Annotated in this window: 14 protein-coding genes; 3 read left to right on the forward strand and 11 right to left on the reverse strand. The window is 39.0% G+C overall.

Translation table 11 applies throughout. The annotated features are described in order from the left end of the window. Nucleotides 1-10: 10 nt before the first annotated feature. Together RDY04_RS07000 and udk are read right to left on the reverse strand one after the other, a co-directional pair. Nucleotides 11-1930, reverse strand: a complete 1920-nt coding sequence (locus tag RDY04_RS07000; protein ID WP_303951164.1) for an ABC-F family ATP-binding cassette domain-containing protein — start codon at nt 1928-1930, stop codon at nt 11-13. A 36-nt stretch (nt 1931-1966) separates the two neighbouring features. Then, nucleotides 1967-2602, reverse strand: a complete 636-nt coding sequence (udk, locus tag RDY04_RS07005) for a uridine kinase (protein ID WP_002890688.1) — start codon at nt 2600-2602, stop codon at nt 1967-1969. Between the two features lie 91 nt (nt 2603-2693). Here udk and RDY04_RS07010 point away from each other — a divergent pair, with 91 nt between their 5' ends. Next, nucleotides 2694-3776, forward strand: a complete 1083-nt coding sequence (locus RDY04_RS07010; RefSeq protein WP_303951160.1) for a DEAD/DEAH box helicase — start codon at nt 2694-2696, stop codon at nt 3774-3776. A gap of 54 nt (nt 3777-3830) precedes the next feature. Here the strand turns inward: RDY04_RS07010 and RDY04_RS07015 are convergent, their stop codons facing one another. The 6 genes from RDY04_RS07015 to RDY04_RS07040 form a co-directional block, all read right to left on the reverse strand. Then, on the reverse strand, nt 3831-4994 hold the full coding sequence (locus RDY04_RS07015) for an acetyl-CoA carboxylase biotin carboxylase subunit family protein (protein WP_303951158.1): 1164 nt from the start codon (nt 4992-4994) through the stop codon (nt 3831-3833). A gap of 45 nt (nt 4995-5039) precedes the next feature. Further along, nucleotides 5040-5780 (reverse strand): esterase family protein, encoded by a 741-nt coding sequence (locus RDY04_RS07020; RefSeq protein ID WP_303951156.1) that lies wholly within the window; start codon nt 5778-5780, stop codon nt 5040-5042. 51 nt (nt 5781-5831) lie between these two features. After that, nucleotides 5832-6659 (reverse strand): alpha/beta hydrolase, encoded by an 828-nt coding sequence (locus tag RDY04_RS07025; RefSeq protein WP_303951154.1) that lies wholly within the window; start codon nt 6657-6659, stop codon nt 5832-5834. 115 nt (nt 6660-6774) lie between these two features. Beyond that, nucleotides 6775-8208: an NADP-dependent glyceraldehyde-3-phosphate dehydrogenase gene (locus RDY04_RS07030; protein WP_295495503.1), complete on the reverse strand. Its 1434-nt coding sequence runs from the start codon at nt 8206-8208 to the stop codon at nt 6775-6777. A 355-nt stretch (nt 8209-8563) separates the two neighbouring features. Next, nucleotides 8564-9781 carry a tyrosine-type recombinase/integrase gene (locus tag RDY04_RS07035; RefSeq protein WP_001291561.1) on the reverse strand — a complete coding sequence of 406 codons (1218 nt, stop codon included), beginning with the start codon at nt 9779-9781 and terminating at the stop codon, nt 8564-8566. An 81-nt stretch (nt 9782-9862) separates the two neighbouring features. Further along, nucleotides 9863-10066: an excisionase gene (locus RDY04_RS07040; protein WP_000814511.1), complete on the reverse strand. Its 204-nt coding sequence runs from the start codon at nt 10064-10066 to the stop codon at nt 9863-9865. Here RDY04_RS07040 and RDY04_RS07045 point away from each other — a divergent pair. Next, nucleotides 10050-10301: a hypothetical protein gene (locus RDY04_RS07045; protein WP_001845478.1), complete on the forward strand. Its 252-nt coding sequence runs from the start codon at nt 10050-10052 to the stop codon at nt 10299-10301. The genes RDY04_RS07040 and RDY04_RS07045 overlap by 17 nt on opposite strands. A gap of 225 nt (nt 10302-10526) precedes the next feature. On the opposite strand, the gene RDY04_RS07050 is transcribed toward RDY04_RS07045, so the two are convergent. Then, nucleotides 10527-10757, reverse strand: coding sequence for a helix-turn-helix domain-containing protein (locus RDY04_RS07050; RefSeq protein ID WP_000857133.1), 231 nt, complete (start codon nt 10755-10757; stop codon nt 10527-10529). Then, nucleotides 10754-11176, reverse strand: a complete 423-nt coding sequence (locus tag RDY04_RS07055) for a sigma-70 family RNA polymerase sigma factor (protein WP_000804885.1) — start codon at nt 11174-11176, stop codon at nt 10754-10756. Before RDY04_RS07055 ends, RDY04_RS07050 begins: the two co-directional genes overlap by 4 nt. 504 nt (nt 11177-11680) lie before the next feature. On the opposite strand from RDY04_RS07055, the gene RDY04_RS07060 reads away from it, so the two are divergent. Beyond that, nucleotides 11681-12034, forward strand: coding sequence for a helix-turn-helix transcriptional regulator (locus RDY04_RS07060; protein WP_001227347.1), 354 nt, complete (start codon nt 11681-11683; stop codon nt 12032-12034). Between the two features lie 59 nt (nt 12035-12093). On the opposite strand, the gene RDY04_RS07065 is transcribed toward RDY04_RS07060, so the two are convergent. Further along, nucleotides 12094-12261: a cysteine-rich KTR domain-containing protein gene (locus tag RDY04_RS07065; protein ID WP_000336323.1), complete on the reverse strand. Its 168-nt coding sequence runs from the start codon at nt 12259-12261 to the stop codon at nt 12094-12096. Between the last annotated feature and the right edge of the window lie 54 nt (nt 12262-12315).

Consider the following 12315-nt stretch of genomic DNA (forward strand, 5'->3'; position numbering starts at 1 on the left):
CCATGTTTGTTTAACTTTCCAACTGTTCCGAAAGGTCACTCCACTCTTCCATCAGAGCCTCTTGATTGACTGATAAGTCATCTAGTTCTTTCTGCAAGTCAGACAATTCCGCCACATCATTGGTTTCAAGCATGACAACAGAGATTTTTCCCAAGCGTTCGTCGATGGTTTCTAATTCATTTTCGATTTGCTCAATACGTCGGCTTAGTTTGCGTATCTCTTTTTGACTAGCTTTTTGAGCTTGATAATCACTAGCACCCGCTGAAGCTACTTGGCTCTCCTCTTGCCCTTGATTTTCTTCCGCTTCAAGTCGTGCTAATTCTTCAAGCTCCGCCTTCTTCTCAAGGTAGTAATCATAATCCCCAAGATAAATGGTTGCCCCATCCTCAGAAATTTCCATCACTTTGGTTGCCACACGGTTGATGAAGTAACGGTCGTGGCTGACAAAGAGAAGCGTTCCATCAAAGTCAATAAGGGCATTTTCCAAGACTTCCTTACTATCAATGTCCAAGTGGTTGGTCGGCTCATCTAGGATGAGGAAGTTGTTGTTTTCCATTGATAATTTAGCTAGGAGCAGACGAGCCTTCTCACCACCTGAAAGCATAGAAACCGACTTTTTGACATCATCACCTGAGAAGAGAAAGGCTCCCAGACGGTTACGAATCTCCACTTCAGGAGTTGTCGCAAAATCATTCCACAACTCATCAAGAACAGTGTTCGACGGTGTCAAGGCAGATTGGGTTTGGTCATAGTAACCCACTTCAACATTGGCACCATAGGTTGACGTTCCCTTGATAAAAGGCAATTTACCGACTACCGACTTGATAAAGGTTGTTTTTCCGATACCATTAGGTCCCACAATGGCAATGGCATCCATTTTCTTAACATCCAGAGAAATCGGCTCTGAGAGAATCTCATCGTCATAACCAATAGCAGCAGCCCTCACTGTCAAGACCACATTTCCAGAGACCTTGTCCGCATGGAAAGTCATATTTGCCGACTTCTGGCCTTCTGTTGGCTTATCCAGGCGTTCCATTTTCTCAAGCTGTTTACGACGGGCTTGGGCACGCTTAGTTGTAGAGGCACGAACAATATTACGATTAACAAAGTCCTCCAACTTAGCAATTTCCTTTTGTTGCTTTTCGAAGTTCTTTGCTTCAGTGGCCAACTTCTCAGCCTTAAGGTCCATGAATTTTGAATAGTTTCCGACATAACGATCCAAACTATGTTTGGTCAAATCCAAGGTTACTGTTGCCACCTTGTCCAAAAAATAACGGTCGTGACTGACAATGATTAGAGCCCCCTGATAATTGACCAAGTAATTCTCCAACCAAGCAATGGTTTCAATATCCAAGTGGTTGGTCGGTTCATCCAATACCAAGAGTTCAGGCTTCTCAAGCAGCATTTTCGCCAAAGCCAAGCGCGTGTTTTGCCCTCCAGAAAGATCTGAAATGGGCATTTCCCACATGCTTTCATCAAACTTAAAACCATTGAGAATAGCTTTGATATCAGATTCATAGGTAAAACCACCACACTGTCTGAAATCCTCGGAAAGGCGATCGTAGTCAGTCATTAACTTGTCCAATTCTGCCCCAGTCAACTCGGCCATCTTCATTTCCATGTCACGAAGACGTTTTTCGTCTGCACGAAGACCTGCAAAGACATTTAACATTTCCGCATAGATGGTCTTACTAGACTCAAAGCGACTATCCTGAGCCAAGTAAGACAGGTTCAAATCACGTTTTGTATTGATTTCACCACTTGTCGGTGCTTCCTCTCCAACCAAGATTTTCAATAAGGTTGATTTTCCAGCACCATTACGGCCAACCAGGGCAATACGATCACGTTCATCTACCTGAATATTAATATTATCAAAGAGCACATCTCCTGAGAAAGAGCGCTCAATCTTGTTTCCTTGTAAAATAATCATAACGTTTCAATTATACCAAAAAAGCCAAGCTCCTGCTTAGGCTTTCTGACTTTCTTTCAAAATGCTTGCTACCTTAGTATTAATCAAATCGATAGCAACAGTATTTGTAACACCTTCAGGAATCACCACATCTGCGTAGCGTTTCGTAGGTTCGATAAACTGGTGATACATAGGTTTAACCACACTGATATATTGCTCAATGATACTATCCAAGCTACGGCCACGCTCTTCCATATCACGCTTGATACGACGAATAATACGAATGTCATCATCAGTATCTACAAAAAGCTTGATATCCATCAAATCACGCAAGCGTTTATCCTCAAGTACCAAAATCCCTTCAACAATGAAGACATCCTGTGGTTCCTGACGATAAGTCTTTTCACTGCGAGTGTGTTGGGTGTAGTCATAAATCGGAATATCTACAGGACGCCCAGCAATCAGCTCATTGATGTGTTCAATCATAAGATCTGTATCGAAGGCAAAAGGATGGTCGTAGTTCGTTGACACACGCTCTTCAAAAGTCAAATGTGACTGATCCTTATAATAAGAATCATGCTCAATCATGGCAATTTTCTCATCTGGAAAATTTGATAGAATGGCACGGGAAACACTGGTCTTACCACCACCAGAACCACCCGTAACCCCAATAATAATCGGTTTTTTAGGCATGATAAATTCCTATCTAATATAGTCTTTCTTATCTATTCTACACTAAATCATGATATAATAAAAGCAAATCCATATAGAAAATGAGACTTTTATGTTTAAAAACTTTCCTGAACAATGGCAAGACCTCCTTAAAAACAAAGGAATCACTACAGAGACTGCCATTCAAAAAGAACTCTTTGCACCAATCACTGAAGGGGACAATATCTTAGGTATCAGTCCAACTGGAACAGGTAAGACCCTAGCCTACCTTCTCCCACTTCTTCTCTCTCTTAAGCCCCAAAAAGCTCAGCAACTGCTTATCCTAGCACCTAATTCTGAACTTGCTGGACAGATTTTCGACGTAACCAAACAGTGGGCTGAGCCACTAGGACTCACTGCCCAACTCTTTCTTTCGGGCTCTAGTCAAAAGCGACAAATTGAACGCCTGAAGAAAGGACCAGAAATTATCATTGGAACCCCTGGCCGTGTCTTTGAGCTGATTAAACTCAAAAAGATCAAGATGATGAACGTCAATACTATCGTTCTCGATGAATTTGACGAGCTTCTCAGTGATAGCCAATACCACTTTGTGACAAAAATCAGCCACCATGTTCCTCGTGACCATCAAATGATCTATATTTCAGCAACCAACAAAATTGACGATCAAGATCTTATCGAAAATACTATCGTTTATGACCTGTCTGATCAGAAACTAGACACTATTAAACATTATTATATCAGTGTTGATAAACGTAACCGTGTCGAACTTCTCCGTAAGTTCTCCAATATTCCTGATTTCCGTGGCCTTGTCTTTTTCAACAGTCTTTCTGACCTTGGGGCTACTGAAGAGCGCCTCCAATTTAACGGAGCTTCAGCGGTATCATTGGCTAGTGACATCAACGTCAAATTCCGTAAGGTTATCTTGGAAAAATTCAAGAACCATGAGATTTCACTCTTATTAGGGACTGATCTCTTAGCACGTGGTATTGATATTGAAAACCTTGAAGTGGTCATCAACTTCGATATTCCTCGAGACCGTGAAGCCTACACTCACCGTGCAGGACGTACTGGTCGTATGGGAAATGAAGGTAGTGTCATCAGCTTGGTAACCCATCCAGAAGATCTCAAAAAACTTAAAAAATTCGCCAAAGTTTCAGAACTGGTTCTGAAAAACCAAGAACTTCACGAAAAATAAGACATGACAAAAACACTTCAGATCAAACGCTGAAGTGCTTTTAACATATACAGATTAAGCTTTTTTACCAAAGTCCTCAATCATTTGTTCCATTTCCTCACGACTTGGAGTAGTCAACATATAGAGGTAGTCACCTTGCAACTCTGCAAAGGCAGCTGGCATGATTTTCTTAACTTTGAGTTGTTTACGATACTTGTCGAAAAGTTCTTCTTCTGAATAAGCATAATGAGAACTTGCACGACGTGAAGTCGCCAAGCAGTAAAGTGGTTCAAAGGGAGATGCAGGGAATTGATCACCAGAAACGATATCTGCATAACCCTTGTACAAATCGATAGAGTGGGCATAGTTATATACATCAATCGTGAAACCACCTGCTGGTCGATTGTTGTACTCAATAGCAATATAATCATCACTATCACGGAAAAATTCAATATGGAAGAAACGTTCCTTCATACCAAATTCTTTGACAATGGCTTCACCATACTTACGCAATTTAGGATCCATTTCCTTAAGAACATAGTAAGAATTATCCATCTTGTAAATCATCAAGTCAAGTGGAGTGTGAGCATAATCAAAGGTAGTTGAAAATACGATATTACCATTTCTATCAACCAAACCATCAAAAGTACAGATTTCACTGGAATTTACAAATTTTTCAAAGAAATAAACGGTTTCACGGTCCCATTCAGCCTTGAAATGATTGATATCATCTTCTGTTTCAAGTTTGAAGGTTGCAGCTGCACCAACCCCATTATCTGGCTTAGCAATCATTGGAAGACCGATTTCTTTCACAGCTTTATCCACATCTTCGTTAGTTTTAATGACAGCACCAGGTACAACTGGCACTCCAGCTTTTTGGAAAAGTTTCTTCATTTCGGACTTGAATTTGGTCTTCTTAAGATCTTCTGGCTTTGCACCAAAAACATTAAACTGTTCACGAAGAGCTGCATCCAATTCCAACCAGTATTCATTATGAGATTCGATACGGTCGATTGGACCATGTTTGTAGAAAAGAAAGGCTACCGCACGTTTAACTTCATCTAAATTTTCCAAATTGTCTACACGGAAGTACTCAGTCAAAGCATCTTTCAAAGATTGATCCAGCTGTTCATAAGGCTCTTGACCAATACCAAGAACTGTAATTCCCTTATTAGCAAGTTCGACTGTAAACTGTTGGAAGTTTTGTGGATAGTATGGTGAAATAACAAGATAATTCATTAGTGATTCCTCTTTGATAGTTATTTAGATAGCTTAGATACGATATTATAGATTCATGTTATCAAGGAAATAAGGCATTTGTTTGCGCCACCATTCCCAATCGTGAGCAACATCGTGGCCCCACTCAGAGAACCAAGCTGGAATATTCTTTTGTTCAAAAGCTTCCTTAAGTTTATAGTAAGATGGAAGTCCATCTTGTTCCCAAGCACCAAGACCTGTACATACGATGATCTCAGCTTGACGGTAGCGGTCGATAAACCAACCATCATTTTGGTTCCAGATATAATCTGATGGGGAATTTTGGTAAATAGCTTCATCCCCTCCAAACTCACCCACAAAGAAACGAGCATCGTAGACACCACTTAGAGCTACTACTTTATTGAAAACATCAGGGTGTTGCAAGAAGAAATTAAGCGCATGGTAAGCACCCATTGAACATCCTGTTGTCATCATTGGATCAAACCAACCAGTTTTGTGTTTGATAAATGGAATAGCTTCTTCAATAACATAACGTTCATAAGCACGATGCATTTCAGCACGATCGTGTGGATTTTTCCAATCGCAAAGCCAACTTTCACTATCTACACTTGAAAGTGTAAAAAATTGTAAGCGTCCTTCTTCAATAAAGCGTGCACAGGCATCAATCATACCAAAGTCATAGTATTCGTTATGGCTACCACCTGATGAGGCAAAAACCACAATAGGGATACCAGCGTGCCCGTAACGGTTAACATACATTTCACGATTAAGCTGACCACTCCAGTGGCTAAGATGTTCGGTATTCATATTTTAATTCCTTTTCCTTTATTACAATTTAAATAGTTATGGCAAGTATAACTATTCCCAGTTTTCAGCGAAAAAGCGAAGACAGTCAGGTAGATTCTCTGCCCAGGCCTCCTCATTATGTTCAGCTCCGGATTGAATGTGAATCTTGATATTCTCCAAATCAACCCCACGATCAATCAAATCATGATAATATCTCAGAGACGAATCAATATAAGCCTGCTTAATATTACCAGCCATCAAAGTTTTGTCTGTATCATCAGCTTCTTCTGTGCCTACATAGATATAGACACGTTGATTAGCATCTAGATCTTGACGGGATATATATCGATCAAAGGCCTCCTGATGTAACCAGTTAGCTGAAGAAAATACCCCTAAACAGCCAATTTGATCCTTGTAATCAAGCCCCATAAACTGAGTGATATTACCACCAAGTGAAGATCCAATCATGGCAGTATGTTGTCGGTCTGAAAGTGTTCGGTATTCCTTATCGATAAAGGGTTTTACCACATCCATAATGAACTCAGCATACTCTACGCCCTTACCGCCAAACTGCACACCTGGGATATTAGATTCTTGATACTTCCATGCAGAATACTCGTTCATACGGGCAGGACCATCATTATCAATGGCTACAACAATCATACGCGAAATATCAGGGTTGCGCTTGATTGTTGGGATAATCTTCCAAGAATAGCCAGAAAATGACTCCTTACTATAAAGAACATTCTGACCATCATGAAAATACACGACAGGGTAAGAACGATCTGTATCCGTTTCATAATTTTTAGGTAGAAGAACACGCACACGACGAAGTTTACCAGTGTAAGGAACTTCTAACTCATGCGTCTTCATCACCAAATAAAAATAAGATTTATTCATTGTCAGAAAACTCACTCTATTCAAAATTTTATTCTATTATACCAAATTTTTACAGAAAAAGAGCCTTATAACTAAGGCCCTCTTTATTTTTTACAATTATTGACTGGCTTAACGCTTAGTGGTTTGCAATATCAAATACTGTTGATTTCACACGAGTCATAGCTTCGATAGAGTATTTCACACCTTGAGTTCCGGCACCAGATCCTTTAACACCAAGGAATGGGAAGTTATCTGTACCACGTTGTGTTTTATTGTTGATGTGAACTGTACCAACTTCAAGTTGCTCAGCAATTGCGAATGCACGTGGGTAGTCTTGTGTGAAGACAGCACCTTGAAGTCCAAATTCAGATTCGTTAGAAATCTTGATTGCTTCTTCAACTGAAGATACACGGATGAATGGCAATACTGGACCAAATGGTTCTTCCCAAGCAAGACGCATGTCAGTTGTCACATGGTCAAAGACAGCTGGGTAGATAAGGTTGCCTTCACGTTTCAATTCAGTTTTAGCAGTAGCACCTTGTTCAACGGCATCATCAATCAAACCTTGAACGAAGTCAGCTGCTTTTGTATCGATAAGTGGTGTAACGCTTGCGCTTTCTTCAGGCATACCAACAGTGATATTACCTACCAAAGCAGTTACTTTTTCTACCAACTCATCTGCAACGCTATCCATTACAAGGACACGTTTGATAGCTGTACAACGTTGACCTGAATAGTCAAAGGCACCAGCAACAATGTTTTTAGCAGTCAAGTCAAGATCAGCATCTTCAAGAACGATAGCGGCATCTTTACCACCAAGTTCAAGCATGATTGGACGCATAGCTGCCAAACGACCGATGTTTTCACCAACTGGTGTTGAACCTGTGAAGTTGATAAAGTCAACTGCTTTGTGTTCAACGATGTAATCACCAATAACCGAACCACGTCCTGTGATAGAGTTCAAGACACCAGCAGGGATACCAGCTTCAACGAACGCTTCTACCAAAAGAAGCCCTGAGATAGAACCTTGTGTTGGTGGTTTGAAGGCAACAACGTCACCAGCGATCAAGGCAGGAGCAATTTTAGAACCAGCCAAGTTTACTGGGTAGTTAAATGGTGAGATAGCAAGGACAAGTCCTACTGGTTCGCGACGAACAACAGCAATTTTTTTCTTGCTACCAGCATCAAAAGCACCACCTTCAAGTACTTCACCTTCTAAACGCAAACCTTCTTCAGCTGCATAGTGGATAATTTCAGCAGTACGAACAACTTCACCAATTGCAGATTTCAAACCTTTTGAAATTTCTTTAGAAAGAACTTGTCCAATTTTTTCTGCATCACGTTCCAAGATATCAGCTGCTTTATGAAGATAAGCTGCACGTTCAGCATATGAAAGCGCACGCCATGCTGGGAGTGCTGCTTTAGCTGCTGCGTAGACTTCGTCTACTTCAGCTTGGCTCATAGCTGGAACTGACCCAAGTTCCTCACCGTTTGCAGGTGCGTAGATAGTAATTGAATTTTCAGATGTTTTCCACTCACCATTGACATAGTTTTTGTATTGTTTAGCCAAGATAGTAACTCCTTTTATCTATTATAAGACCTATTTTATCATTTTTTTAGAAATATTCCAACATTTAAATGAGGATTATTCAGAAAATTTTGACAAAAAATACTAAAAATTATTAACCTAGGTTAGCCGTATTTTACTCCTAACCAAAGGATGAGTCAATTATTTTGTCTCTTTTTTGTATAAACAAAGTATAAATTTCTAATTATCTTTTTATATTTTCTTAAATGCTCGTAAAGCCTTATTCTATGTGCTTTCGAGTATTTTTACTGTAGGAAGATACTTCACGTTTCTTTGCATATTTCCTCATGTCTTAGCTGTCAGAAGTGGTAAATAAGTAGTAAATTCATTTGTACTACTAAGCAACAAGACGCTCCTGTTGCTTCTCTTTATTCAAGCGTTTCATTTCTGCCATTGCAGAATCGAATGTTGCATGTGCGTAATAGTTCAGCGTCATGGCTATATTAGCATGTCCCATAATGTACTGTAATGCCTTTGGATTCATTCCTGCATTTGCATAGTTGGTACAGAATGTATGTCGCAAACTATGTGGAGTGATGTGTGGCAATTTATCCTCGTTATACTTATTGTATTTCTTAACAAGACCTTTCATCATGCCGTTGTAATCACTTGCCACTTTTGGATAGTTCTTTCTATTAAGAAAGAGGAAATCACTATATCCATCAATCTCAACACGCTTATCATTCTTTCGATTCGCTAACACTCGCTTAAATGCTTGATAGGCTTCTTCAACCATAGGAACTTGACGTTCGCCACTTTTGGTCTTTGGTGTTTCAATGTAGTACCCAATTTCAGTATCTCTCAATAGCTGATGGTCTATATTGACAAGACGATTCTCAAAATCTAAATCTGGAAGTGTCAAACCACCAAACTCTGAAATACGAAGACCTGTTTTTAAGAGTATCAGAATTTCATCATAATTTTTGCTGTAGGTTTTATCAGCTTTTGCAAAGGCTAACAGTTTTTCTTCCTGTTCTTCTGTTAGTACGGTCTTAGGGACAGTATCATCATCAAGAACTGCTTTCAGTTGAAAGTCAAATGGATTCTTCCGAACACAATCATCTTGTATAGCAATATAGAATGAAGCCTTTAAAGAACGTTTGTAGTTATTGATGGTTTGATAAGCATAACCATTTTCACTCATTCTAATAGCCCATTCTTTAGCGTCTGATGGCTTAATACTGTCAATACTTCTTACACCTAACTTGTCTTTCTTCAAAATATCCATAAGATATTTGCGTCCAGTTTCAGTGTTTTTTCTAACCTTTGGTCTTTGAGCGTTCTGTTTTGCGTAAAGCTGGCAGAGTGTCATTTTCTTTCCTACAACATCAATACCATCATGAATGTCTTTCTGTAACTCTGCGATTTTCTCTCTAAGTGAGATACAATCACGCTTTCCTGCTGGTACTCGGTCTGTAGCCACAAGTTTCCACGAGTAAACAAATTGCGGTTCTCCAAATGAATCTATATATTTGTATAAGTATCTTCCGTCTTTTCGTTGGCTCTCTCCAGTCTTTAAGATTCGACCTTTATTGTCACGTCTTTTTTCTGACATGGCATTTGCTCCTTTCCTTTATGGAAAGAGCCTTGATACGACTTAATACTATTTTATCATATACAAGACCCTTTGGCGACGCTAGATTGCGTCCAATGTATCTATAATTTTTTCAAATTGTTTTCGTTTAATCTGAATACGATTGCCATTCATAATCAGCCAATTTGCATTTTTATTTTCCTCTGCCAAGCGTCGTAGCTTGTTTTCGCCAATACGAAAATATTTTGACGCTTCTTCAATGGTTAGGGTATAACGTTCCCAAATAGGAATGTCAGTCTGCTTCATAAAATCCTCCTTTCCAAATCACTTATTTGGATTTCATAAAAGTTGTTTTACCAGCAATCGAACAGCTTTAGCAAAGCTCACGGGAGTTCCACCCCTGCATGGTTCTCATGTAGCCATACTCATTGCCTGCGACGGTTTTATCACGCTCGGACTATTGACTGTATGGGAGTATCATTATCACGATAAGAATGTCGTTGCAGGCAATCCTGCTAAAGATTGCTTCTCGGATCACTAACATGAATCGCTCGCTATCTTTATAAGATAGGTCATGGCGGTTAGTTCCGTTGGCTCTTTTCTTATCGAAACGTATTCGATTACTTTTATTCAGTTTTCAAAGAACAATGGCTCGTTAGCCTATCAAAACACATTGAAAGCTCAATATGCTTTGGTGGAATAACAAACCTCCCTGTTCGGGAAGCGTGGAATGGTTTAGCACGCTTCCACGAAAGGAGAGAGGATATTACTTAATTTCAAATGACAAAATCTTTGTAATCAGTCTGGTTTCCATTCTTCCACGTAAGACTTCATCAACGACCATACTTTGATTGCCATATTCATCTTTCATAAGTCGTAGGGAACGCTTCGTTATGTACCCTCTGTAATGATGTAGAATCTGGTTAATCGCTTCGGTATCGCCATCTGTTGCCTTTACAATGAGAGGAAAGGGAATCATAGGATATTGTGTTTTCATTCTTCAAATTCCTCCATAAACTTTTTAATTAAGGCTAGTCCACTGGTTCTATGCCGATAGACAGTAGAACGGTTCAATTTCAACAGGTCTGCAATTTCTGAATCGCTCATGTCCATAAAGTAAAACAGCAGTAGAATTTCACGTTTCTTGTCTGGCAACTCACGTAATGCTTCACTCAACAAATCATTTTCAACGCCTACTGATAACCCATTGAGTGTAAAAATCTGAAAGTCAGTTGAATAGTTATCTGTTGTCGCAAACTGGCTAACAAGATAATCGCCAACATCCGAAAAGGACACCTCACGCTTTGCAATCCTTGAAAGATAAAGCATATAATTCTTTCGCTCGTCTTCCATAGCACGTTTACAGATATAGTCAAACTGATTTTCTATTGTGGTCTGAAAAGAAGATGGTTTCATGTTTCTCACCCCCTTTCTGTCTAGGAAAGGAAGTGAGCCTTGCTCGTTTATCTCCTTTCACTCTTAGTCCCAATGTGAAAGGGGGATTTGTTGCATTACTGATAAATAAACTTTGTAAAAAAGTTCTGAATAGCCAAAAAAGCATATAAACAGATTTATTTCTCTGTTTACATGCTTCTGTTATTCTATCTATATGATTTATAAAACCACATTGGTGGACGTACTTATCTATTGCAGATAGACGACTTTTTTTGACAAGAACCCAATGTAAGGAAATTTATTGTATATGATGTACTTCATGGCGACGTTGACCTCCAACAAACCGCCATTTGGAAGTAATATACAATATTTTAACAGCGTAAATAGCACTACCATATAACGGTTTTTTTTATTGGCGTTTAGTAGTGCTTTTTATTAAATATAAACCTATAAACCATATAACACGTTTTTCTATACCTGTTTTTAATTCAGTAGGAACAATAAAATGTATAGAGGTGGTCTACTATGCGTAAAAAAGAAGATAAATATGATTTTAGAGCCTTTGGTTTAGCCATTAAAGAAGCTCGATTGAAACGAGGTTTAACTCGTGAACAAGTGGGAGCATTGATTGAAATTGACCCACGGTACTTAACTAATATTGAAAATAAAGGGCAACACCCCAGCATACAAGTTCTTTATGACCTTGTATCGTTACTTCATGTTTCCGTTGATGAATTTTTCTTACCTGCTAATAACTTGGTAAAAAGCACCCGACGATTACAGATAGAGAAATACATGGATAGCTTTACAGACAAAGAACTATCCTTAATGGAATCTTTAGCCAGCGGTATCAACGAAGCAAGAAACATCGAAGACTAATTAAAAGAATCCATACATAACGGAAAGAGCCGATAAAATGAGATTGTATTAATCTCATTTTATCGGCTCTGCGTCTTTGCGTCTGGCTCTGTAATCACAGTTACTTTGAACTGCTTTATTTCAATTAAATTTTCTTGTCTGCATTTCGGACAATAGAGGGGGAATTTTTTTAATTCAGTATCTTCCCTTATCTTTAATCGTGTTTTATTTCCACATACAGGACACAATATCCACTTGTAGTTTATAATAACTATCTCCTCCTTTACACTTTAATTCAAATC

The organism is uncultured Streptococcus sp. (genome assembly GCF_902463925.1).
Taxonomy (GTDB): Bacteria; Bacillota; Bacilli; order Lactobacillales; family Streptococcaceae; genus Streptococcus.